Origin of the sequence: Lactobacillus kullabergensis, assembly GCF_000967195.1 — a bacterium.
Lineage (GTDB): Bacteria > Bacillota > Bacilli > Lactobacillales > Lactobacillaceae > Lactobacillus > Lactobacillus kullabergensis.
This window is the reverse complement of sequence record NZ_KQ033871.1, coordinates 940448-964400: the sequence shown is the minus strand read 5'-3', so window position 1 is coordinate 964400 and position 23953 is coordinate 940448. Positions and strand designations below refer to the sequence as shown.

General features: G+C 33.9%; 20 protein-coding genes and 1 other RNA gene. 15 read left to right on the top strand and 6 right to left on the bottom strand.

The features are described 5' to 3' along the window. Window positions 1–20: 20 nt before the first annotated feature. Complete coding sequence (locus JF76_RS05045) at window positions 21–2387, bottom strand: transglycosylase domain-containing protein (protein WP_045928082.1); 2367 nt, start codon at window positions 2385–2387, stop codon at window positions 21–23. Continuing rightward, a complete protein-coding gene (recU, locus tag JF76_RS05040) occupies window positions 2377–3006 on the bottom strand; it encodes a Holliday junction resolvase RecU (RefSeq protein ID WP_045928081.1) in 630 nt (209 codons plus the stop codon). Before recU ends, JF76_RS05045 begins: the two co-directional genes overlap by 11 nt. A gap of 69 nt (window positions 3007–3075) precedes the next feature. On the opposite strand from recU, the gene JF76_RS05035 reads away from it, so the two are divergent. The 11 genes from JF76_RS05035 (at window position 3076) to JF76_RS04990 (ending at window position 14885) form a co-directional block, all read left to right on the top strand. Further along, window positions 3076–3642, top strand: coding sequence for an SLOG family protein (locus tag JF76_RS05035; RefSeq protein WP_045928080.1), 567 nt, complete (start codon window positions 3076–3078; stop codon window positions 3640–3642). A 91-nt stretch (window positions 3643–3733) separates the two neighbouring features. Then, window positions 3734–4174, top strand: a complete 441-nt coding sequence (locus JF76_RS05030) for a DivIVA domain-containing protein (RefSeq protein WP_045928079.1) — start codon at window positions 3734–3736, stop codon at window positions 4172–4174. 26 nt (window positions 4175–4200) lie between these two features. Next, window positions 4201–4570: RNase P RNA component class B (gene rnpB, locus JF76_RS10090), an RNA gene on the top strand. Between the two features lie 68 nt (window positions 4571–4638). Beyond that, window positions 4639–5763 (top strand): THUMP domain-containing class I SAM-dependent RNA methyltransferase, encoded by a 1125-nt coding sequence (locus JF76_RS05025; protein WP_045928078.1) that lies wholly within the window; start codon window positions 4639–4641, stop codon window positions 5761–5763. Beyond that, window positions 5760–6989 (top strand): metallophosphoesterase family protein, encoded by a 1230-nt coding sequence (locus JF76_RS05020; protein ID WP_045928942.1) that lies wholly within the window; start codon window positions 5760–5762, stop codon window positions 6987–6989. Before JF76_RS05025 ends, JF76_RS05020 begins: the two co-directional genes overlap by 4 nt. A gap of 12 nt (window positions 6990–7001) precedes the next feature. Further along, window positions 7002–7343: a hypothetical protein gene (locus tag JF76_RS05015; protein ID WP_045928077.1), complete on the top strand. Its 342-nt coding sequence runs from the start codon at window positions 7002–7004 to the stop codon at window positions 7341–7343. A 252-nt stretch (window positions 7344–7595) separates the two neighbouring features. Further along, a complete protein-coding gene (locus JF76_RS05010; protein ID WP_045928076.1) occupies window positions 7596–9272 on the top strand; it encodes a formate--tetrahydrofolate ligase in 1677 nt (558 codons plus the stop codon). An 8-nt stretch (window positions 9273–9280) separates the two neighbouring features. Continuing rightward, on the top strand, window positions 9281–9745 hold the full coding sequence (gene lspA, locus JF76_RS05005; protein WP_045928075.1) for a signal peptidase II: 465 nt from the start codon (window positions 9281–9283) through the stop codon (window positions 9743–9745). Continuing rightward, on the top strand, window positions 9738–10649 hold the full coding sequence (locus JF76_RS05000; RefSeq protein ID WP_045928074.1) for an RluA family pseudouridine synthase: 912 nt from the start codon (window positions 9738–9740) through the stop codon (window positions 10647–10649). The genes lspA and JF76_RS05000 overlap by 8 nt, the downstream gene beginning before the upstream one ends. Next, window positions 10650–11705, top strand: coding sequence for a carbamoyl phosphate synthase small subunit (locus tag JF76_RS04995; protein ID WP_045928073.1), 1056 nt, complete (start codon window positions 10650–10652; stop codon window positions 11703–11705). 3 nt (window positions 11706–11708) lie between these two features. After that, the gene (locus tag JF76_RS04990; RefSeq protein WP_045928072.1) at window positions 11709–14885 is read left to right on the top strand and encodes a carbamoyl phosphate synthase large subunit; all 3177 of its coding nucleotides are present in this window, start codon (window positions 11709–11711) and stop codon (window positions 14883–14885) included. A 46-nt stretch (window positions 14886–14931) separates the two neighbouring features. On the opposite strand, the gene JF76_RS04985 is transcribed toward JF76_RS04990, so the two are convergent. Further along, window positions 14932–16620, bottom strand: a complete 1689-nt coding sequence (locus JF76_RS04985; RefSeq protein WP_045928071.1) for an Rqc2 family fibronectin-binding protein — start codon at window positions 16618–16620, stop codon at window positions 14932–14934. Between the two features lie 356 nt (window positions 16621–16976). Here JF76_RS04985 and JF76_RS04980 point away from each other — a divergent pair, with 356 nt between their 5' ends. From JF76_RS04980 to JF76_RS04970, 3 genes are all read left to right on the top strand, one after another. Then, window positions 16977–17390 carry a MarR family winged helix-turn-helix transcriptional regulator gene (locus JF76_RS04980; RefSeq protein WP_045928070.1) on the top strand — a complete coding sequence of 138 codons (414 nt, stop codon included), beginning with the start codon at window positions 16977–16979 and terminating at the stop codon, window positions 17388–17390. A gap of 75 nt (window positions 17391–17465) precedes the next feature. After that, the gene (locus JF76_RS04975; protein WP_045928069.1) at window positions 17466–18344 is read left to right on the top strand and encodes a DegV family protein; all 879 of its coding nucleotides are present in this window, start codon (window positions 17466–17468) and stop codon (window positions 18342–18344) included. A 55-nt stretch (window positions 18345–18399) separates the two neighbouring features. Continuing rightward, complete coding sequence (locus JF76_RS04970) at window positions 18400–19035, top strand: NUDIX hydrolase (protein ID WP_045928941.1); 636 nt, start codon at window positions 18400–18402, stop codon at window positions 19033–19035. Between the two features lie 14 nt (window positions 19036–19049). On the opposite strand, the gene xerS is transcribed toward JF76_RS04970, so the two are convergent. Beyond that, window positions 19050–20138 carry a tyrosine recombinase XerS gene (gene xerS / locus JF76_RS04965; protein WP_045928068.1) on the bottom strand — a complete coding sequence of 363 codons (1089 nt, stop codon included), beginning with the start codon at window positions 20136–20138 and terminating at the stop codon, window positions 19050–19052. Window positions 20139–21530: 1392 nt separating this feature from the next. On the opposite strand from xerS, the gene JF76_RS04960 reads away from it, so the two are divergent. After that, window positions 21531–21890, top strand: coding sequence for a helix-turn-helix domain-containing protein (locus JF76_RS04960; RefSeq protein ID WP_034979176.1), 360 nt, complete (start codon window positions 21531–21533; stop codon window positions 21888–21890). Window positions 21891–21931: 41 nt separating this feature from the next. On the opposite strand, the gene JF76_RS04955 is transcribed toward JF76_RS04960, so the two are convergent. Both JF76_RS04955 and JF76_RS04950 read right to left on the bottom strand, forming a co-directional pair. Beyond that, a complete protein-coding gene (locus JF76_RS04955) occupies window positions 21932–22861 on the bottom strand; it encodes a manganese-dependent inorganic pyrophosphatase (RefSeq protein WP_034979178.1) in 930 nt (309 codons plus the stop codon). A 129-nt stretch (window positions 22862–22990) separates the two neighbouring features. Then, window positions 22991–23926: a LysR family transcriptional regulator gene (locus JF76_RS04950; protein ID WP_045928067.1), complete on the bottom strand. Its 936-nt coding sequence runs from the start codon at window positions 23924–23926 to the stop codon at window positions 22991–22993. Window positions 23927–23953: the final 27 nt, after the last annotated feature.

The following is a 23953-nucleotide window of genomic DNA, read 5'->3' as shown; positions in this document are numbered from 1 at the left end:
TTTTTCGACGCTTTTATTAGTTAATGTTCATTATTTTCATTATTGGTTGAATTGTTGTTTTCTCCTCCTGGTTTGTTAGGTCTTTGTTCTTGATCAGAACTGCTACCTGAATCAGAATGGCCAGATTCATTATTTTGACCTGAATTTTGTGAATTACTTTCACTACTATTGTTTTGATTCTTGTCTTTTGCATTTTTCGCTTTTCTTTGATTTTTATCAGGTTGCCTAGTTGAGCCATTTTGATTGTGATGAACAGAATATCTTCCCTGAGTATTGGTTGAAGATGAATCATTAGTGTTAGTTTTTTCATCATCTTCATCATAATCGCTGCTGTCATCAACAATACCTAAAGGAGAATGACCACGGACAAACAACTGCCATTCACCTGTGGATGATACCTCTGGTGGATTTGAGTTTCTAGCAATTTTAGCACGAATCACAGAGTCAGGTTTTTGCCAATCAACATTTTCTTTATTTCTCATTAAATAAGTCATCATGTTCTTATAAAAAAGCTGTGCAGATTGTTGACCAACACCAGAAATAGTCCCATCTTTCAGATTATCATAGCCCGTCCAAACACCAATTGAATAGCTGGGAGTGTAACCCACAAACCAGGAGTCTTTAGGTGTTGTAGCGTATGCTGGGTATCGTGCCAAATCCTGTTCGGAATATTTAACAGAACCAGTTTTCCCCGCTTGATATAAACCTCTAATCTGTGCATTGGTTCCAGAGCCGTGTTTAATTACTCCCTTCAGCATGTCTGTAATCATATAGGCAGTAGCCTTGCTCATCACTCGAATGCCTTCAGAGTCATAATTTCTGGTAAGTCCATCAGGAGTTTCGATTTTAGAAACAAATTGCGGTTTATGATAGATTCCCATCGTAGCAAATGCACTAAAAGCACCAGCCATCTGCAGGCTTGACGCATTTGCACCAATCGCCACTGACAAGCCTGAGTCCTTAGGAACATTGATATCCATTTTCCCAGCAAATTTTGCTGCTCGTTTAACACCAACTTCTCTCAAAGTTTTGACTGCAGGAACATTACGTGACTGTTCCAAGGCATGTCTCATTGTCATCATGCCATCATATTTATTATCCCAGTCATAGAGTTGCACATTCGTTCCTGGATATACATACTTGCTGTCATCTAGCATTTTTGCTGTTGACCAATTTAGATATTCAATTGCCGGACCATAATCTAAGACCGGTTTTATTGAAGAACCAGTAGATCTAGTGGTTTGTACTGCACGATCTAAACCCAATTGAACTGAAGAGGGCAGGTGCCTGCCACCAAGTATAGCTACTACGTGACCGTTACTTGGATCGACTACGGAAGCCCCAATCTGCATCTTGTCATTTGTGAAAGGAACCTGACCATTATTAGCCAGTTGATAAAGTTTCTTTTGAGCTTTTTGATCCATATTAATGGTAATCTTTAAATTGTCCCGAAAAGGATCAAAGCCTTTAGCTCTGACTTCGGCAATTGCTTCCTTTACATAGGGATCATTAATTTTGCGTAAGTTAGATTGCTTACGCTGATTATGAAGTTTTAAACCCTTTTTTATACTTTCTTTCCTAGCTTCATCATACTGCTCCTGAGATATTTTTTTATTGTTTAACATTGCTTTTAGAACAATATTACGCCTATATTTTGCATATTCTGGGTAGGTATAAGGATTATATACTGTTGGTCTATTAGGCATTCCCGCAAGCATGGCTGTTTGCGCTAAGTCCAGATCTCCGATCTTTTTGCCATAGTAATAGTTAGCAGCGGTGCCAATTCCGGTATTACCATAATTCATATATACCTTATTGATATAAAATTCTAAAATTTCATCATGGCTGTATTCTCTTTGGACTCTCATAGCCAGCCATGCTTCCTGAGCCTTTCTGCGTAAAGTTCTTTGAGAAGCAGCAGTTGAAAATTTTGTCAGTTTAACTAATTGCTGGGTTATTGTAGAACCACCTGCAGAAATGCTTTTGCTTTTAGCATTAGTTAACATTGAACCCGCAATTCGAATAGGATCAATTCCCAGCTTGTCTCTGTAGAAGCGCTTGTCTTCAACTGATACAATGGCATCTTTTAGCAGTTGCAAATCTTTACTGTCTTTAACATACAACCTTTTTTCAGTACCAAGGGACATGATAAATTTGCCATTTGTATTGTATAATCCTGACGAACCACCACTTTCAAGATCAGCTCGACTAATGTTTGGAGCATCTTTAGCATAATAGGCAAACAAACCTACGCCAGCTACCAAAATTAAAAAAACACCTAAAAATGTCCACTTAAGTATTCGACGCCACAATGGTTTAGGCAAACTTTGCCGGTAATTCTTACGTGATTCACGTCCATTATTTGAGTTTGAATTTTTATTTGTCATCGTGTATTTTCCTATCCGAGATAAAAGAATCTATAGCTTTCAGGTATGGCAGAGTAGGTTGAAAGCCACTCTTAATCTCTATTGACCAATCCTCGACTTCTTTTAAGGTTAATGAACTTTTATCTTTAGTCCACCAAGCTTTAATGATTGCACTTGCTGGAGTTACAAAATAGCGGTTTAAGCTTGTAAATCCTATTATTGTAAAGCATATTCCTTTTTGCTTCAAGCATTCTGCTAAGTGAATAATTTGATGCTCGTGAAAGTTTTTTAAAGGAAAATTAGTTTTATTTTTGGTCTCTTTTGCTTCGAAGTCGAGATAGTAACCTTGATAAACACCATTATAATCCGTAGTAGATTCTTGGCGGAAATAGGCCTCTTTTATTACTGCACGTGATCTTTTAGGATAGTCTACCTTAACTATTTGAACTGGCGTCGGTTTTTTATGCACCACTGCGATTTCTTTGGTACGATAATATTTATTAGATTCATTAATCATCTGCTCAAGATTCATTCCTCGGTCAGAAAAATTAATATTTTTGTGTTTTCTTTGGTGCTTAGCTTGATAATTATAATTTAATTTACGAAAAGCGGCAGAACTGCCGGTTGGATATTTGACCATAAATATCACTCCTGCTAGCATTATAGCAATAAAGAAAAAGTTTTTGAACAAGGAGCTATCTGTTTCATTATGCAAAGATTGTGGGTAACTGGATATCGCAACTACGAACTTAATACGTTTGGAGACAAAGATCCTAAAATAAAAATTATTAAGTTGGTTTTAAAGAAACATATGGTTAACCTATTGGACAATAACCAACTCGACTGGGTAATAACTGGAGCTAACCTTGGGGTTGAGCAGTGGGCAAGTGAGGTCGCAATCGACTTACGAAAAAAATATTCTTTAAGAGTATCTATCATTGTTCCTTATGAGGAATTTGCCAGTAGATGGAATGAAAATAATCAAGAAAAGTTTCTCTCTTTAAAACAGCAAGTTGATTTTTTTGCTTCCACTTCTAAAGAAACTTATCAAAATCCTGTGCAACTGCGTAATTATCAAAACTTCATGCTTATGCATACTGATAGGGCTTTAATGATCTACGACCCAGAAAATCCAGGAAAGCCCAAGTTTGATTATAATTTAATCAAAAAATACCAAGAAACTACAGAATATCCGTTAGAATTAATTGATTTTTACGATCTGCAGGATGAAGCAGAAGAATTTCAAGAAAATCAAGATGACGAATTCCGAGAATAAGATAACTTTGTTTTAAAATTAACATTTTAGTTTTAAGCAAGTCCAGTTTTTGCTAGAATAAAAGTGATATAAAAAGGAGTTGTATATTATCATGGCAGATTTAAATGATATTCAACTATCCACTAAGGATATTTTAAAAAAACAATTTAGAACTAAGGTTAAAGGCTTGGATCCAGACGAGGTCGACGCCTTTTTAGACAAAGTAATTGCTGATTACGATACGTTTGAACAAATTATTGAAGACCTTTATGGTCAAATTGGCAAGCTGCAGGGAGAGTTGATGGACGATCAACATAAAGAAGAATCTATTCAAGCGCAGAAGACTAAAAGAGTAAGTCCAGTAGCTACAGAGGAAACGGTGCGGACATATACACCGACCCAAGAACGTTCTACTCAAAGTTTTAGTCCAACAAATGAGGCAGATTCGCAAAAAGAAAATTCTACTAATATGGCTATCATTCAACGCATTTCGACTCTTGAACGGAAGGTATATAATTTGGAACAGCGAGTTTATGGGTTACAAAAAGAGTAAGCTTTGATATAATTTTTAATGGTGCAAATTTTGAGCAGTCGCGGTTTGATCTTGAAAAGGTCAGGCTGAGGAAAGTCCACGCACGCACGAGCTGCGATGCTTGTAGTGTTCGTATTTAGCCCAATAAGCTAAAGAATTTACAATTACGGCGAAAAAAGTGCTAAATCACTATTATGACATGCATGAATATTCTGAAAAGTGCCACAGTGACGAAGCAGAGGCGGAAACGCTTCTGGTGGAACGAGGTAAACCCTGCGAGCGTGCAACCCAAACTTGGTGGGGGCGTTTCAATCTAAGGAAATGAACTAAAGATTGGATTGCTGATATTTAGCAAAGATAGATGGCTGCTGAAGGTATTTATGCCACAAATACCTGAACAGAACGTGGCTTACAGAAATTTGCATTGGCAGCGTTGAGCTTTTCAAAGGGCTCAACGCTTTTTTTAAAGAAAAGAAAGAATAAAGATGGAAAAATATCAATTATATACAACTATGGGCGTTGGGTTTGAAAGTGTTGTTGCCAAAGAACTGCAGGCAATGGGCTATAAAACGCACACTGAAAACGGGAGAGTCTTTTTTACCGGTAATGAAACTGATATTGTCAAAACCAATCTCTGGTTAAGAACAGCAGACCGCGTTAAAATTTTACTAAAGGAATTTAAAGCCACGGATTTTGATACTCTTTTTAACCAAGTATATGAAATTGATTGGGCAGAATTACTACCTGTTGACGCTAAATTTCCTGTGAAAGGCAGATCAGTCAGGTCTAAATTACATTCTGAGCCAGGCATTCAATCAATCGTAAAAAAAGCGATTGTTAACAAAATGTCCGACCAGTATCATCGTCGCGGCTTCTTGCCGGAAAACGGTAATGAATATCCTCTTGACATTCATATAAACAAAGATATTGCAAGGCTTTCGTTAGATACAACTGGGGCCAGTTTGTTTAAAAGAGGTTACCGCATTGAACATGGGGGAGCTCCTCTGAAAGAAAACTTTGCGGCAGGATTATTAAAACTAACTCCATATGATGGCAGTCATCCCTTAATAGATCCAATGACTGGTTCTGGTACTCTTGCTATTGAAGCAGCCTTAATAGGAAAAAATATTGCTCCAGGAATTTGGCGCCAATTCGCCTTTGATGGCTTTGATTGGTTTGACAGCACTATTCATAATGAATTGGTAGCAGAAGCAAAGAATAAAATCAAACCACTTGAACAACCTATTTGGGCGTGTGACATTGATCAGTCTATTTTAGAAATTGCAAAATTAAATGCGAATAACGCAGGTGTATTACAAGATATTTATTTTAAACAGGTTGCGGTAAAAGATTTTGCTACGGATTTACAAAATGGAGTTATAATTGCAAATCCACCATATGGTAAAAGGCTGAAAGATCGAGAATCTGCCGAAAATCTTTATAAACAGATGGGCGACTCACTTCTAAAATATGATAGTTTCAGTCAGTATTATTTAGTCGGAGATCCTGCTTTTGAAAAATTTTTTGGTAAAAAAGCTACAAAAAAGCGAAAACTATTTAATGGCAATTTAAGAGTAGATTTTTACCAATATTGGGCAAGAAAAAAATGATTACTGAAAAATCAAATACAGAGTTTTGGGTTATTACAGACACTCACCTAATTGCTGATAGCTTGCATGATAATGGCCATGCATTTCAACTTATTCAAAATACTAGTCAAGGTAAAGATCTGGCTTATCAAGAAATAGCTCTTCGAGCTTTTACTGATTTTGCTAATCAAAAGAAGCCAGCCGCTATCATCGTTACTGGAGACGTAACTTTTAACGGAGAACTTATTTCTGCACAAAAATTTGCGGAAATATTTAGTAATTTAAAAGCAACAAAACTATTGGTTTTACCTGGGAATCATGATATATATGATGGTTGGGCGCGTGCTTTTAAAGGTCCAAATCAACTTTATGCTCACCAAATAAGCCCAAGGGACTGGCAGGAAATATTTAAAAGCTCATATGACTGCGCACTGAGCATTGATCCTGATTCATTAGCATACAGTGTTCAATTAAATCAGCGTTACCTTTTATTGCTACTAGATTCCAATATTTATGGTAAACATGAGGCAAATGGTGCCCCTGCTACTGAAGGACAAATAAATGAGGAACAAATTATCTGGCTAGAAAAACAGTTGGAAAATGCTAAAAGAAATCATCTGAGACCCCTTCTATTTATGCATCATAATCTGTATGCTCATAATCCGGCAGTAAATCGTGGCTTTGTCCTAAATAATGCTCAACTTTTACGTCGTCTGTGTGAGGATTTCAACATTAAAGTTGCCTTTTCTGGTCATATACATGCTCAAAATATAGTTGGACCATTAGAAAGAACACCTACGATAGAAGTGGTCACCTCAAGTTTTTGTTCATATGACCAGGGATATGGGGTAATCAACGTAAGACCAGATAACATTAAATATCAGCGTCATACATTTAACATGAAACCATTTTTGAATAAAAAAGAGCTGGAAGATCAGAATTTAGCCCATTTTCACCATTATTTGAAGGAAATTCAAATAAAAAATTTAAAAGGAAATTCAAATAAGAAAGATAATTCTCATGATGAACAATCTGAGCTTTTGCAAAAGGTAAATCATTTGTTTATAGAAATGAATTATCAGTATTTCACTGGTCACAATCACATCGAAAAGAAGCAATTAAAAAAATTATATTCTTCTCCGGAATTTAAAATTTTAGTCAATCAAAGACCTCGTTTTAGCAATTACATGAAAACTTTATTCGATATGACTGATCATAGCAATCTTGAAACCGAAATTTGGTATTGAAAAGGAGCCTTTATGAGAAAAAAACATTTCATTATTTTAGGTCGCAGTGGATTAATTTATTTTAGCTGGGTATTAATAGTTCTTTTTTTATGTCTTATTTTCTTATATGAAAGTACAAAAGTTTTCAACTGGCCGGCTTTAATTTGCGCCTTGCTTTTCTTGATATTATTAGTTCATACTTACTTTAATTCATATTGGACCAACGAAATATTTAAGTTGCCATTTCGTGCCAAAGCAAAATTGACATCTGAACCAACAATTATTTTGGACTGGCAGCTGCTAAAAATTTATAAAATCAAAATTGCTGAATTTGGTCAGTATTACTTATTAAGATTTGAAAAGAAAAGCAGGTAGTTCTTGAAGTGACACCCAAATTTGTCCTATTTTAGGGTTCACATCATCTCTGCCTGTTTTTTATGTCAGTTAAAAAATAAATTTAGCGTAATTCTTAATTTGTGACTGGCAATGCATAAAAATTGATCAATATTTGTTATAATGACAATTGATTAAACAAAAGGTGGGACCTAAATTCTAATATGAAAAGGATATTATTTAAAATGAAGAGTTAGATTTATGAATTTACATTTATAGAAAGAGGCATGCGCAATGAAATCAGATATTCAAATTGCACAAGAAGCTCACGCATTACCTATTAATGAAATAGCCGCAAAAGTTGGCTTAAGTTATACTGACATTGAACCTTATGGTAACGACAAGGCTAAAATTAACTGGCAGGCAATAAAACGTACCATGGCAAACCAACACCTTGGTAAACTTATTTTGGTTACCTCTATTTCACCTACTCCTGCTGGGGAAGGCAAGTCAACTATGACGATTGGCTTAGGAGATGCCATAAACAATCAGTTACATCAAAAGACCATGATTGCTTTAAGAGAACCGTCAATGGGGCCAGTTTTTGGCTTAAAGGGCGGAGCAACTGGAGGAGGTCAGGCACAAGTAATTCCAATGGAAGATATTAATCTCCATTTTACTGGAGATATGCATGCTTTAACCGCCGCAATTGATACTTTAGCAGCATTAGTAGACAATTATATCTATCAGGGAAATGAACTTAAATTAGATCCGGATAGAATCCTTTTAAAGCGCGGAATTGATGTAAACGATCGCAGTTTAAGAAATATTACCGTTGGTCAAGGCTCAAAGTTTAATGGTGTTGAACATAAGTCTAGTTTCGCCATTACTGTTGCCAACGAATTAATGGCAATCCTCTGCTTGTCGACTGACATCGATGATTTAAAAAAGAGAATTGGATTAATGCTCGTTGGCTATACTATTGATGACCAGCCTGTTTTCGTTGAGGATCTTGGGTTTGAAGGTGCAATTGCGGCTCTTCTTTCCAATGCTTTGAAGCCCAACCTTGTACAAACTATTGAGCATACTCCTGCTTTAGTGCATGGTGGCCCATTTGCCAATATTGCTCATGGTGCAAACACAGTCATGGCAACAAATTTAGCTTTACACCTAAGCGATTACGTATTGACTGAAGCCGGATTTGGTAGTGATCTGGGTGGTCAGAAATTCATGGACTTTGTTTCTGAACATCTCGATAAAAAACCAGATGCCAGTGTAGTTGTAGCTACTGTCCGTGCCTTGAAATATCAAGCTGAAGGGACTACTGAGAACTTAAGTAAAGAAAATCTGTCTGCTTTACGCGACGGTTTTGAAAATCTCAAGAGACATATGAATAATATGCGTAATTATGGTCTTCCAGTTATTGTTTTGATTAATCACTTCACTACAGACTCTGAAAATGAACTTAATCTTTTACAGAAACTGATTAAAGAACAAGGAATTGACTCTGTTGTGGTAGATTATCATGAACAGGGATCAAAAGGTGGCATAGAAGCAGCAAAAGCAGTCCTTGATTTGGCAAATTCTCAAAGTGGTCATCTTATTCCGACTTACCAAAAAGATGATGACGTTAAAACTAAAATTGCAAAAGTTGCGCAAAAAATATATCATGCCGCACGAGTAGAATATAGTGAAAAAGCGGAAAAAGATATTCAAGAACTGGAAAAAATGGGGAAGGATAAGTTGCCTGTAATTATTGCCAAGACACAATATTCATTCACTGATAATCAAAAATTGTTAGGTGCTCCAAATGATTTTACCTTGCATGTTAAAGGTGCCAGTTTGAAAAATGGAGCAGGCTTCATTGTCATAACCACCGGGCATGTTTTAGACATGCCTGGGTTACCTAAGCATCCTGCTGCATTAGATATTGATGTTGATAACAACGGCAAAATTAGTGGCTTATTTTAAAAGTAGCAATGCAATTTTTATATTTAATTATTTCGTTATTAATAGTGATCTCCGATCAGACTTTAAAGTCTTTTATTGCTGGTAACTATAAACTGGGGGAATCACACCAGGTTCTTCCTCATATTTTTTCATTTACCTACGTGCAAAACGAAGGTGCTGCTTGGAACATTCTTCCGGGTCAAATGGGACTTTTTTATCTAATTAGCATTATAGCCATCATAGTATGTTTATATTATCTGTTTATTAAAAAATTCCATAGCAAGCTTTTCAGTACTGGAGTTGCATTGGTTCTTGGGGGAATAATAGGTAATTTAATTGACAGGATTCATCTAAAGTACGTCATTGATATGATCCAAGTCGATTTTATTCAGTTCAATATTTTTAACATTGCCGATTCTGCAATAACAGTAGGGATAATATTAGTTTTTATTTATCTTCTGTTTTTTGATGAAAGCGAAAAAAATAATGCCTGATAAATATCAATTCGTAATTCAGGAGGAAAAAGGTAGAATCGATAAAGTGCTTGCAACTAAAATTCCATCCTTATCGCGCTCAAGGATCCAAGAATTAGTGCAAGATAAAAATATTTTAGTCAATAGCAGAGCAGTTAAAACTTCTTATAAGGTACAAAAAAATGATTTAATTTCAGTTAATGTACCGAAATTAAAACCTTTGGCAGTAGTTCCAGAAGATATACCTCTTGATATTATATATGAAGATCAAGATGTAATAGTTGTTAACAAACCTCAAGGTATGGTAGTTCATCCGGCTGCTGGACATCCAGATCACACTCTTGTCAATGCTTTGCTGTTTCATACAAAAAATTTAGCCGAAAGTCCTGAAGGCTTTCGGCCGGGAATTGTGCATCGAATTGATAAAGACACATCTGGTTTATTGATGGTGGCCAAAAACGCTTTTGCGCGTGAAAGCTTAGAGACACAATTAGCACAAAAAACAAATAAAAGACTTTATTTAGCAATAGTCCACGGGAATTTTTCTGAAAAATCTGGAACAATAGAAGCTCCGATTGGTCGAGATCATTATAATCGTAAAAAAATGGCTGTAGTCGAAAACGGTAAAGATGCAGTCACTCATTTTACTGTTCTAGAACAGTTCCCAAAATATAGTTTAATAAAATGTCAGCTTGAAACAGGGCGTACACATCAAATTAGGGTGCACCTAGCGTATATTGGACATCCGATTGCAGGGGATCCATTGTACGGGCCACATCATACCTTAAATGGTAATGGTCAGTTTTTGCATGCTCAGGTTTTGGGATTCGAACAACCACATTCAGGCAAGTGGCTGGAATTTGAAGTGCAGCCTCCACAAATTTTTTTGCAACAATTGGCTGACTTAAGAGAAAAAAGTGATTAAATGAAACGATATTTAATTCTGGAAAATGGTCAATCATTTCCGGGAGAGGGATTGGGAGCTTCAATAATTTCTACAGGTGAATTAGCTATTCAAACTGGTAATTTTGGTTATCAGGAAGCTTTAACTGATCCAACAAACACAGGTAAAATTTTAGTTTTTACTGCTCCTATGATTGGTGGCAATGGCATTAACGCAATAGATTATGAAAGTATTAATCCAACTGTAAAAGGAATTATTGCAAATGATGTAGCACAAAATATTTCAGATAGTAATAACTTTCAAGATTTAGCTTCCTTTTTAAAGGAAAAAAACATACCGGCTATTTATAACGTTGACACCAGGGCTTTAGTTCATCTTTTAAATAAAGAGAAAACCATAAAAGCCTCAATCATGGATACAAACGACGAACATGCTTTTGATCAAATCAAAGCTTTAGTTCTGCCTAAAAACAAGTCTGCTGCTGTTTCAACTAAAAATGCCTATGCGGTACCTAACGTCGGTAAAACTGTAGCTATTATCGATCTGGGATTAAAGCATTCTATGCTTAGAGAATTGTCTTTACGAAAAGTCAACGCTACTGTTTTACCTTATAACGTGTCAGTACCTGATATTAAAAATTTGCGACCGCAAGGAATTATTATTTCTGGTGGCCCAGGAAAAGTAGACGAACTCAAAGAGAATCTTAATCCTATTCTGGCAGCTTTTTATAGAAAAATTCCTCTTTGGGGAATTGGTCTGGGCTTTTTAGCCTTAAGTGAATTTCTTAATTTTGAATTAGTTGCTTTACCTCAATCATATAATGGCATTAATTATCCAATTATTGACCAAAATACGAATGTGATTTGGCAAGTGGCGATGAATATAGATCAATTAGTGTTGCCAAACAGCGTTCAATTTGAAATGGAAAAAGAATTATACGATCTCCACAGTGAGTTATTAGCTGGTTACAGTAATAAAGCCAATAAGGTAATTGGTACAGCTTTTAATGCTGAGGGTGCTCCTGGAAGTCTTGATGCTCTTCCTATTTTTGATAGTTTTGTAAAGATGATGGTGTAAAAAATGCCTTTAGAGAATGACTTAGATAAAGTTTTAATCATTGGATCTGGCCCAACCTTGGTTGGTAAAGTATCTGAAACTGATTTACTAGTTGAAGATGCAATTCAAGCACTTTCTGAAGAAGATATTCAAGTTGTTTTAGTTAATCCCAATCCTGCAACTATTTCTACTGACAAAAAATCTGGGCTAACTGTTTATCTTGAACCAATGACACTTGAATTTCTAAAAAGAATAATTCGCATGGAAGAACCAAGTGCTATTATTTCTGCTTATGGCTCAACTACAGGCTTAAAAGTTACACGAGAACTAGTTCAGGATGGTATATTGCAAAAAATGGGAGTTAGATTGCTGACCTTGAACAAGCAAACTCTCACAATGGATAATCATCAAAAAATGAATACTTTTTTGGCTGAAAATCAAATTGAGGCTAATAAATATTGGAATTTAACTGATTTTAGTGCTGTTGATATTCAGAAACAGCTATCTGAAAAAGTTCAGTTTCCAGTAATGCTTATTAAAGAAAATACTTCAGCCAAAAATACACAAATTATTTTTGACAACGTTTCTGATTTGAACGAGTATCTAACAAAAGAAAGACAATCAGAAAGTTTTTCCTTTGGCAATTATCATTTGTCTGAAGATCTTTCCTCTTGGGAAGAAGTCATTGCAAACATAATTCGTGACAGCTCTGGAAATATACTCTTTACCAATTTAGCTGATACTGTTGAGTCCGTTGCTATTAATGCAGGAGATTCTGCTACAGTAATGCCAGCTTTAACGCTAAACAACGACCAGGTACAGAAAATTCGTGCAACTGCTAAAGTAATTGCCAACAAATTAAAAATCGTTGGAATATTAAATATTCATTTTGCTGTCAAACATGAGGGAACAAAATTTTCTGTAAAAATTTTATCAATAAAACCCAGGTTAACACGCAGTGCAATTTGGTCAAAAAGAGTGGGATTGTACAGCTTAGGTTATATTGTATGTAAAGTCGCCATCGGCTACCGTTTGGATGAAATAACAGATCCCTTATCAGGTCTCAATGCTGCTGTTGAGCCAACCTTAGATAAAGTTGCAGTTAGAATGCCTTTCTGGTCATTAACACAATCCGGCAGCAACCATTATTTATTAGGTGCTAAAATGCAAGCCAGTGGTGAAGCTATCGGAATAGGAACGAATTTTGAATCTGCTTTTTTAAAAGGTCTTGCATCAACAGTTAACCTAAAAATGTCACTCAAGATTTTTAAAACTGAAAAAGGGAAAGAAAAAAGCGAAATAGCAAATGATCTAGAGCATCCCGATGAGTCACATCTAATTAAGCTTTTAGCCGCAATATCTAAGGGTTTCAGTTATCATAATCTGCAAAGAATTGTTCATATTCATCCAGTTTATTTTCAAAAATTGGCACATATTGTGGAAATAGGACAAAAATTAGCAGCTGGAAATCTAACAGATGAATTATTGATTGAAGCGAAAAAGAGGGGATTTCGCAACGCGTTAATTTCTGATCTTTCTGATACTGATATTAATGCGATCGAAAAGAAGCTTATAAAATTACATTTGAAGCCGGCTTATCAGCAAATAGATGGATCCGCGGGAACAATTAAGCCGTTGGTTGAGGCATATTATGGTTCATATGGAGTTCAAGATGAAAGCCAAGCTCTAACTGCAGCCAAAAAAGTGCTTGTGATCGGAATGTTACCTTCACAAGTTTCAGTTACAAGCGAATTTGACTACATGATTAGTCATGCAATAGATACTTTACATAATAATAATTATGCCACTGTTTTATTATCCAATAACGATGAATCTGTAGCAATTAGCTATAAAAGGGCAGATAAGGTTTATTTAGAACCTATAACTCTTGAAAGTATCTTACATATTGCTAAAAAAGAGCAAATAAAAGATGTTTTAGTTCAGTTCTCTGGCAAAGAAATGAATGCTTTATGTAAAAAACTAATAGAAAATGGTTTAAATATATTAGGCAGTAAAAACATTAATCCGAAAGATCGGATTGAGCAGGTTTTAACTAAACCATTAAAAAGTTTAGGTCAAAATAAACTTTTAACAACAGTTGATAAAACAGAGGCAAAAAATTTTATCAATGAACATGGATTTCCAATTCTCATTGGAGGATTTAATAATATGGGCGTTAAGCAAAAATCTGCTGTTGTCTATGATTTGCCAGCTTTAAAGAAATATTTAAAGGAAAATCAATTATCCAAGGTCAGTTTATCTCATTTTATTGAAGGAAATAAATACGAAATTACTGCCATTTCAGATGGTAAAAATGTCACAATTCCCGGTATTATTGAGCATTTGGAACAAACAGGTTCTCATGCGTCAGATTCAATAGCTGTTTTTAAGCCACAAAATTTAACAAAAACAGGCAAAAAGTTACTTACTGAATATGCTATTGAGTTAGTTAAACGCATAAATATGCGTGGGATTTTTACCTTACATTTTTTGATTGTTGCAAAGAAAATCTTTTTACTACAAATTAAGCCATATGCTGGTCACAATATTGCTTTTCTTTCTAAGGCAATTGGAAAAGATATTGCCAAATGCGCAACGGAAGTGCTTATCGGCAAAAACTTACCTGACTTAGGTTGTAAAAATGGTTTATGGCATTCAAATAATTTTATTTTTGTCAAAATGCCAGTTTTCTCATATATTGATTACCAAAGTGAAAATACGTTTGATTCAAAAATGAAGTCATCTGGATCCGTCATGGGGCGAGATACTGAGCTTGCAAAAGCTTTATACAAAGGCTATGAAGCCAGTGGCATAAAAATACCTAACTTTGGTACAATTTTTATTTCTGTTCGTGATGAAGACAAAGAAAAAGTTACGTCATTGGCTCAACGTTTTTATCGTCTGGGTTTCAAAATAATTGCTACTGAAGGTACAGCTAATGGCTTAGCAGAAGCTGGAATAACCACAGGAATTGTTTCCAAGATTAGTCGTGGTTCTCACAGTCTGTTAGATAAAATACGACAACACAAAATTGATATGGTGATTAACATTACTAACTTATCCGATTCTGCTAGTGACGATGCTACCAGAATACGTGATGAAGCTTTGAATCAGAATATACCTGTTTTTTCAAGTATCGAAACCACAGAACTTATTTTGGGTGTTCTAGAATCGCTGGCGTTAACTACACAGCCAATTTGATAATAAAGCGAAAATGAAACGAGGATGAACAAATCATCCTCGTTTTTTAGTTTATTCTTTTGCTTAATACTCTTTCTTTTTCAGGAGTTACTTCAATTGAATTTTGTCCAGTATAAATTACAAAACCAGGTTTCGCGCCATTAGGTTTCTTTACTCTTTTATCCTGCACATAATCAACCTGCACATGAGCTGAATTTTTAGCTTTAGAAAAATAGGCCGCAATTTCCGCAGTTTCTAAAATATCTTTTTCTGTTGGTTGATCAGATTGCAAGATAACATGCGAACCAGGAATATTTTTAACATGGAACCAAATATCAGTTTTATTAGCTTTTTTTAAGGTGAGCCAATCATTTTGTAAATTATTTTTACCAACTAAAACAGTTTTACCAGATGAAATGCGAAATTTATTGAGGTTTTTCTCAGTGATTTTCTTTTTACGTTTAGGTTTCTGGGGTTTTTTAATGTAGCCTTGATTCATTAATTCTTCGTTAATTTGATCGATATCTTGTGGTTCAGCATTATCGATCGCGGTTTGAATAGTATCAAAATAATTTAAATTGTCTTGAGCTATTTTTATTTGTTCTTTAACATGTTTAATTGAATCGCGCAGCTTTTTATACTTGGTGAAATATTTTTGACCATTTCGTGCAGGGGAGAGTGCCGCATCAAGCTTAATTTTTAGTGGTTGATTGTTATCATAATAATTAGGCAGGTCAATTTCAGTCATTCCCGGTTTAACTTGGGACAAATTTGCATTAAGAATTTCACCTCTAATTCTATACCCTTCAGAATTTTCAGCTTGGTCCAATTGCTTTTGAAGCTTAACTATTTTTTTGGTTAATTTTTTATGCTCGTTTTTTACAACACGTTCAATTTGACTTGACTTTTGTCTGACCCAATCCTGATTTGATTGATATTGATAAAATTTATCTAATGCATGATTAATCTCTGGATCAGAACTTTCTTTAGTCAGGTTAAGATGGTAAGGCAAATAAGGGAAAATTTTTCGTTTATTATTTGGCGTTTTCAGAATAAAAGCACCTTTTTTATTAAATTGACCCATAAAAGTTTTAAAAGATGAATAAGAAAAATCGTCTTCCAAATAACCTGCAAGTTCTTGACGATCGTCTCGATCAAGTCCCCCAATCTGACTGGCGAATTTTTCAGGATCAGAATTCAAAGCCCTTTTATTAAACTCTGTTTCCGTCATCTTGAAACCATCAATACCAGATATAAGGGGAGGTAACTCATATTTAGCTTTGGGTAAGAGCAACCGCACTCTATTTTCATCAGGATTAATTCTTTTGAGCAAATCAATTATACGTCCATTTTTCTGATCATAAAGAATAACATTGCTATGTCTTCCCATTAGCTCCAATGATAAGACTAACTGAACTTGATCTCCAAGTTCGTTACGATTACTAAAATAAAAATTGACGATACGGTCAACTCCTAGCTGGTCAATTGATTGTAAAATTGAACCTTCTAAATATTTACGTAACACCATAACAAAAGTTGGTGCCTTATCAGGATTAGCAATAGTTTGCTCAGTAATATAAAAACGCGGATACTGAGCATTGGCAGATAATAGCAATTGTATATTTTTTCTGTCTTTTCTAAAAGTTAGCACTAGATCTTGTTCAAATGGTTGATAAATTTTGGAAAGCCTGCCACTTTCTATTTTTGGTTTAACATTATTTAGCAGGCTATGTATAAACAAACCATCAAAAGCCATAATATCACCTCAAAACACGCTTTCTATTATACCAAGTATTAGGCAATAAGTGCTTGTTTAAAATATTTTTTATTTATAATCTTAAAATAGAGTACTACTAATTATATAGTAATCATTTTTTGATTAACTAAAGAAATCATTGCAAAAAACTGATATACTGGTAATATAGATTTAAAGTTATCAACATAAATATTTATAAGCTAAAAATAATAGTAACAAATACTACTATACAATTAAGCATGAATGTTTCACAACTTTTCGTTTGGCTTTTTATGCATTTTCATGCTTTTAATATTGCTTAAATTTATGTTTATAAAATATTTTTATGTTTTGTTTTAATCAGAAAAGGTAGTTAAATGGACGTTTTATCTTTTAGCACAATTGCTGGAAATATTAAAAACGAAATAAATAAAAAGTGTGGGTTAAATCTTTCGCAAACCAGAATTTTGCTTTATTTTTACCATAATGGTAATACTGCTTTAAAAATGGGAGATTTAGCTGAAAAATTAAAAATATCACTTTCAACATTAAGCAGACAATTGCAGCAAAAGAAAACCATGAGTTTTGTAACAATTAGAAGGTCAGAAAGTGACTCAAGCAAAACAGTTCTGTTAAATGATCTGGGGTTGAAAAAAATTTCTGAACTGAGAAATGTTTTAAAAGAGATAGAAGCATCACTTTTACATGGTTTAACAGAGCAAGAAATAAGAGCATTTGACCAAACTTTTACTAAACTGGTACAGAAAGCTGAGAGAACAAGTTCTCTATAGTTGATAGTCGAAACACTTATTTTTTTATGCTATAATTCTTGTATGTTGTACAGACAAAAGCGAAAGGTAAGTTAGATGAAGATTGCTTTAGTTACTGATAGTACTAGCGCCATTACAAAACAAGAGGCAGAAAAAAATAACATTATTGTTGTTTCAATTCCAATTATTATAGGTAAAAAAGAGTATTTAGAAAATGTTGATATTACTTCTGATCAACTTTTCAAAATGCAGAGAGAGGGAGCAGATTTTCCCAAAACTTCTCAGCCAAGCACAGGCGATTTGATACGCCTTTTTGATCGCCTAAATAATGAAGGCTATGAAGCTATTATTGCTATTACACTTTCCAGCGGGATTTCTGGTTTTTATCAAACATTATGTAATATTGCAGAAAATCATCCGAAATATAATTTACATGCTATTGACACAAGAATGACTGTTCGCTTACAAGGTAATTTGGTTTTGGCAGCAGCTAAAATGATAAAAAATGGTCTTGATCTGGATACAATTTTAGCTCGACTTGAAAAAATTCGTTCAACTATTGATGAAATATTCGTAGTTAATGATTTAAACAATTTAAGTCGAGGAGGGCGCCTAAGCAATGCCAGTGCTTTTATCGGATCTATGCTAAATATCAAGCCTCTGCTTACTTTCAAAGACGGCAATATAGTAGCTTTTGACAAAATTCGTTCTATGAAACGAGCTTTTATCAAAATTAAAAAATTAACGGTAAAAAAAATAGATCAATTGCCTTATAAAGATAAAATCAAGCTCTTTATTATTGATTCCAATGATAGCAGTCAGGTAGACGAAGCTAAAGCATTTTTAACAGAAAAATTTCCAGAGCAAAACATTTCCGTTACGAAATTTAGCCCTGTTATTGCCACGCATCTAGGAGAAAAGTCTTTTGCAATTGGTTGGATGATTGACATAGATAAAATAGATTTGACTAAATAAGAGCAACCTTTCACAAGATTGCTTTTTTTGTTACAGAAGTGGGTGGATATATATGATAAAGCAAATGGATCAGATAACCAAATGGGCTGTAGAGTTACAGAGTATTGCTCAAAACGGTATAGAATATGGTTATGATCGTTTTGATAGGGAGCGTTACGAACAAGTAAGAAAGATTGCCACTGAAATGATGGCAGCAAAAACTGGACTATCAATAAATGTTGTTAAAGGCTTGTTTAGTAATGATGATGGGTACCAGACACCTAAAGTTTCTACTAGAGCTGCAATTTTCAATAAACAAAAAATCTTACTGGTTAAAGAAACTACAGATAATTTATGGTCAATGCCTGGTGGTTGGTGTGAACCTAACATAACCGTTAAAGAAAACTGTATAAAAGAAGCCGAAGAAGAATCCGGGCATAAAATTGAAGTTAAACAAATTATTGCAGTGAACAATCATTCAACTAATATTTATGATAAAGAGCGAATTGAAAGACCTATCAATGTTTGTAACGTCATCTTTTTGTGTAAAGACTTGGGTGGAAAGTTTTCAAAGAATACCGAAACTGATAAATGTTCATTTTTCGAACTTGATAATTTACCACCTTTATCATTGCCACGAAATTCTTCAGCAGAGATAAAAATGTGTTTTGAAGCGAATCAAAGTTCTAACTGGCAAACAAAATTTGAATAAAAAAAGGCTTTGTATTAAGCCCCTTTGTGATCACTATTCTTTTTATCTGTTTTTGAAATCTCATTTAAAGCAGCACGCTGCTTTTTTTGATCAACATGAGTATATAAATCGGTTGCTGAAGTTCCTTTTTGGCCCAGTTGCTGAGCTACCAGCACTTGGTCTTTGGTTACCCCATATAGTTCAGAAGCCACTGTATGACGTAATTTATGAGGAGTGAGCGGATGACCAAAAGCAGCTGAATATTTATTGACCATTTTCTCGATAGCACTTGTGGTAATCCGACGTGTTTTATTATGCCAGCGAGTCAAGAAAAACGCTGAATCGCTTTTGACTGCCAAATAACGCTGCTTTCTTATTTTCTTATACTCTCTGATGTAAACCAACGTCCATTCAGCAATTGGCACGCTGTCTCGTTGGCCACCTTTGCGGGTTACGTCCAACGTAGCCTTTTTAAAATTAATGTCTGGCAAATCAATTCCTGCGCACTCAGAAACTCTGATTCCAGTTCCTAAAATTAAAGCAATAATTGCCATATCGCGTTCTTTATTTGCTTTAAAAGCTGGTAACGCATGCTTATTGCATTTAAATTCATAATTATTTTCAATAAAATCCAAAAACTGGTATTTTAATTTTCCTGTGTACATGTGCGATTCAAGAACATGAGCCCGATAGTTTAAAGTTTTTGTGTTATTAAGAGAATCAATTTTGAGCATGACATTGCGTTCAAAGTAGGGTTTGCCATTTATATTGTCAGCAGTAATGGTTAAAAACTTGAAAAGAGATCTCAAGGCATTAATAGACCGATTTATTGTTGTAGGCGAATTCAAGTTGCCTTGCTTATTCTTGGTGTGACCTAAATAATTAATGTAAAGCATGATGTCATTGCGTTGCAGGTGAGCTAAAGTTTGAGTTTCAATACTTTTGTTATTTTCAGCCTTTGAAATGCCTTCATGACGGAGCCAGTCAAAAAATCTTCTTATTTCTGTTAGATACTGATAGGATGTAGCTAAAGAGTGACTTGTGCCAAAATTGTATTCTTTAACAAAATCAGGCATTTTATTTAATTCTTCATCAATTAGATCTAAATATTTCTTTGTTTCCACGTAATAAATTTCTCCTAGCTTCAATTTTTAAGTTATATGATTCATTATAAAACAAAACTAGAATGTATGTTTGTGTCGTGTATACTTGTTATGGGATAGAGGAGAGGAAAAGTCGAAAATTACATTTAATGAAACAAAATACTGCTTTGATATTTTAGGATAAATCTTTTAAAAAGTTTGAAATAGAAATTTCTACTTTAATTGAAACCTATCTAAAGACCATATTCAGTTTTGCTAAAAATCAACCAACTAATACAAAAAAGTTGGACTTGTTTCTTAATTTAATACCTTTCATTAAAATTATAGTTTTAATGAAAGCAACTAAAAAATTGTTTAATATCAAACACATATTTGTAACTTGAAAAAAATTATGCGAGCAGACTTTTTATACTTAAAATTGAAATTTTGACCATTATTACTCAACTATTATCAAAACTATTCGTATATGACTTCATAAAAAAATATTAGTGTGACTTTTTAGCTTTCAGTATTATTAACAAAACAACTCAAACTTTCATCAATAAAAAGTTCAAGTCGTTTTAAAGGAGGCTTAATGACAATTCAATGTACAACTGATTAAATTATGCATTGATTTTGATTTTAACGAGCTCTCAATTGACCTGTAACAATCTCAAAACAAAATTGTTTTTGTGTATGGCAAATCTTGTCTCAATCTCATAAGCTCTCTTTTAATTTTTTTATTTTACTTTACATAATATATATTATACGAAGTTATATCAATAAAAGCAGCTACATTTGACTCCACTCTATCTTCACCAAAGTATATCTAATTTATTGAATTAAATTAGTAATTGGAGAACTAACTTTTTATTTTTGTTGTCATTAAATTTGCTTTTGAATAAATTTTTTATTGTATAAAAAATCCATAATTTTAGAAAGAAAAATTTTATTTTACTTTATACAAAATAAAACTTATTGTTTGTGAAATTTGTAAATTAAATAATTACTAAACCCTTTTTATCATATCCAATATTAATTGATTTATTTAAAGTTTTTATGTTATAAGTGTAAAAATATAAATAAAAGCGCTTTCTACAATTGATAAATATATAAAAACAATTGGATTTTGTTTTTTCACTTAAGCGCTTTTCTACTTGCCCCTCTAGCAAGCGAATGCACGCTTTGATATAATATTTGCCACTCTTTCCTTTTTCACTTTAAGTTTAATTAATTGGTGCTTTTTTATTTTATTTTTCCAAAAAATAGCTTACAATACTATGTGGGGTATAGTTTAAAACATTTAGTTTGAGTATAATTTTGCCAAAAGCAAGTGTTTTATTCATTATTATTTTTGTTTTATTGTTCAATTCTATAATTAATCTGTTATTATAGAATATGGAATTATTTTTTTGAAAGGGTTGAATTTATTCCATGAGTATAAATTTAGGAAAAGAAATATGCCGTAGGCGGCGCGAACAAAAGTTGACCCAGGAGGATCTTGCTGAATTAAGTGACTTATCGGTTAACTTTATTTCTCGTTTGGAAAGAACAAAGAATCAAAACATCAGTATTCAAAAGCTTGACTCAATTGCCAGAGCTTTAAATACAACTACACCAGATATTATCATGAATGCTTACCGCTTTAAAGAAGTTAAGGTAGAAAATCACCAAGATAATACTCCTGTATTTATTAAGAAGGTTCTTAATGAACTTAGAAAAATGTCACCTGACAAAGCTGAAAGAGTATGTAAATCATTCATTATTTTGGCTAAGGAAATTAACAAAGATTAAAAAAAGCACGAAATAGATTTAACTATTTCGTGCTTTTTAAATTACTTAAATGCTTCAGTTAATGGTGGAACAACCTGTTTCTTCCTTGAAACAACACCAGGTAAACTGATTTCTGAATCTTTAACTTCCCCAAATGCCTTTTCAAACGAAGCCAAAGCTTCGTCTGAACCTATAACTAATGCAGTTGAGTCTGAATCGAGTACATTAGTTATAAGCAGCATAAACAAATCGTAGCCCTCTGAATTTGCTGAATCTTTCATAGTTTTCAGGAAGGCTTCTTTGCGTTCTAATGCTTCTGGCAAGTCAACCACATTAATTTGAGCTACTCGTACATTCTTGCCATTTAATTCAAATGATTTGGCATCTAAATCGATTAGTTCTTCTTCTGATTTACTTGCTATATTAGTTCCAGCTTTTAATTCTTCCAAGCCGTATTTTTCGTAATCTACGCCAGCAATTTCAGCAAGTTCCTTAACGGCTTTTTTATCTCTATCAGTAGTTGTTGGTGATTTTAGCAATAATGTGTCAGAAATAATGGCAGAAAGCATAATACCAGCAATATTCTTAGGAATTTCAACTTTAAAATGCTTATAGAGACCAAACATAATTGTACTAGTACAACCTACCGGTTCAGCAAGATAAAATAAAGGCATACTGGTGTTGAAATTCATAATTCTGTGGTGATCAACAACATGAGTTACAGTAACCTGATCAATGTCTGATACACTTTGCTGTGGTTCATTATGATCAACAAGCATTACTTCTTTAACTTCATTTGCTGCTGTTTTGATCACTCTTGGTGCTTCAAAACCAAACTTCTTTAATGCAAAAGCTGTTTCATCATTAGGTTCGCCTAAAGCAACCGCTTCAGTGTTGTAACCCAGCTTATTCTGCAAATATGAATAAGCTATCGCTGTCCCAATTGCATCTGTGTCAGGATTTTGGTGACCAAAGACCAATTCTTTTTCCATTAGATTTCCTCTTTTTCTTTTTAAAATTTTACTTATATAATTAGTTTACCTAATAAAGGCTATTCTTGACAGAACAAATTATAAATTTTTGTCTGACAGCAAAAGAACTTACAAGATTATGTGGCAACATCAGTCTTCTAAAAACTTTTTAAATTCTTTCAAAAAGTTTTGTATACGTGGAACCTCTTTTTTACCCTTTCGATAAATAAGTGAAATTGTGAATTTTTTGATGCCTTTTAAAAATACAGGTACCAAATTAATTTCACTTTGATTTAGGCGGTAATAAGAGTCACTTACAATTGTATCATAGCCTGTATCTTGCGCTGTCTCAACCATCTCCTTGGTAGAAGTAAAAGTTAAAGGAACGTTCAGACCATTTCTTACATTCACCTTACTGCCGAGCTTGTTTTTAAGTATCTGAGTTAAATAAAAGCTATCTGGATAAAGAACCCACTTCTTTCCTAAAAACTTAGAAACTGGATAGGACTTCCCTGCTTCAACACTTTTATCGTGAGTTAGGATAATTAATTTGTCTTGAGTAACTTTCATTAATTCGTATTGATTTTGTAAATTCGCCTGACTCCTTTTAGTAGTTTCGGGAAGATAAAGCATTGCTAAATCAACCAAATTATTATCAAGATTATACCAAAGATCTTTACGATTGAAATAAGAAACACTGATAGTTATATTGGGATAATTGTTATTAAATTCAACCAAAAATTTTCTAAGAAGATCAGAATTGACGCTTTCTAAAACACCAATTGCAATATTGCCTTTGTCAGCCTGAGTAAACTCCTGTATATCGCTAACAACAGAGTTAATAGTCCCGAGCAGCTTAATTGCTCCCGTTTGCAACTGCTTGCCAGCTTCAGTCAAATAAAGCTTTTTCCCCATTTGTCCAAACAATGGTGTTCCGATTGCATGTTCAATTTTCTTTATCTGCTGAGTTAAAGCCGGTTGAGTAATACCAAGGATTTGAGCAGCTTGAGTGTAGTTCATGGTATCAATTAATTGCAAAAAATAATGTAGGGATTTGGTTGAGAGTATTGTATCTGTTTTAGGCATAAGATTATTCCTTCTATCTTAATAATA

Excerpts from the sequence above, each read along its gene's own strand:
- JF76_RS04990 (WP_045928072.1), top strand. The coding sequence starts at position 11,709 with ATGCCTTTAGAGAATGACTTAGATAAAGTTTTAATCATTGGATCTGGC.
- JF76_RS05045 (WP_045928082.1), bottom strand. The coding sequence starts at position 2,387 with ATGACAAATAAAAATTCAAACTCAAATAATGGACGTGAATCACGTAAG.
- JF76_RS04960 (WP_034979176.1), top strand. The coding sequence starts at position 21,531 with ATGAGTATAAATTTAGGAAAAGAAATATGCCGTAGGCGGCGCGAACAA.
- JF76_RS04950 (WP_045928067.1), bottom strand. The coding sequence starts at position 23,926 with ATGCCTAAAACAGATACAATACTCTCAACCAAATCCCTACATTATTTT.
- JF76_RS05000 (WP_045928074.1), top strand. The coding sequence starts at position 9,738 with ATGCCTGATAAATATCAATTCGTAATTCAGGAGGAAAAAGGTAGAATC.
- JF76_RS05010 (WP_045928076.1), top strand. The coding sequence starts at position 7,596 with ATGAAATCAGATATTCAAATTGCACAAGAAGCTCACGCATTACCTATT.
- JF76_RS05020 (WP_045928942.1), top strand. The coding sequence starts at position 5,760 with ATGATTACTGAAAAATCAAATACAGAGTTTTGGGTTATTACAGACACT.
- JF76_RS05035 (WP_045928080.1), top strand. The coding sequence starts at position 3,076 with ATGCAAAGATTGTGGGTAACTGGATATCGCAACTACGAACTTAATACG.
- JF76_RS04985 (WP_045928071.1), bottom strand. The coding sequence starts at position 16,620 with ATGGCTTTTGATGGTTTGTTTATACATAGCCTGCTAAATAATGTTAAA.
- JF76_RS05015 (WP_045928077.1), top strand. The coding sequence starts at position 7,002 with ATGAGAAAAAAACATTTCATTATTTTAGGTCGCAGTGGATTAATTTAT.
- lspA (WP_045928075.1), top strand. The coding sequence starts at position 9,281 with ATGCAATTTTTATATTTAATTATTTCGTTATTAATAGTGATCTCCGAT.
- JF76_RS04955 (WP_034979178.1), bottom strand. The coding sequence starts at position 22,861 with ATGGAAAAAGAATTGGTCTTTGGTCACCAAAATCCTGACACAGATGCA.
- JF76_RS04975 (WP_045928069.1), top strand. The coding sequence starts at position 17,466 with ATGAAGATTGCTTTAGTTACTGATAGTACTAGCGCCATTACAAAACAA.
- JF76_RS05025 (WP_045928078.1), top strand. The coding sequence starts at position 4,639 with ATGGAAAAATATCAATTATATACAACTATGGGCGTTGGGTTTGAAAGT.
- JF76_RS05030 (WP_045928079.1), top strand. The coding sequence starts at position 3,734 with ATGGCAGATTTAAATGATATTCAACTATCCACTAAGGATATTTTAAAA.
- JF76_RS04995 (WP_045928073.1), top strand. The coding sequence starts at position 10,650 with ATGAAACGATATTTAATTCTGGAAAATGGTCAATCATTTCCGGGAGAG.
- recU (WP_045928081.1), bottom strand. The coding sequence starts at position 3,006 with ATGGTCAAATATCCAACCGGCAGTTCTGCCGCTTTTCGTAAATTAAAT.
- JF76_RS04980 (WP_045928070.1), top strand. The coding sequence starts at position 16,977 with ATGGACGTTTTATCTTTTAGCACAATTGCTGGAAATATTAAAAACGAA.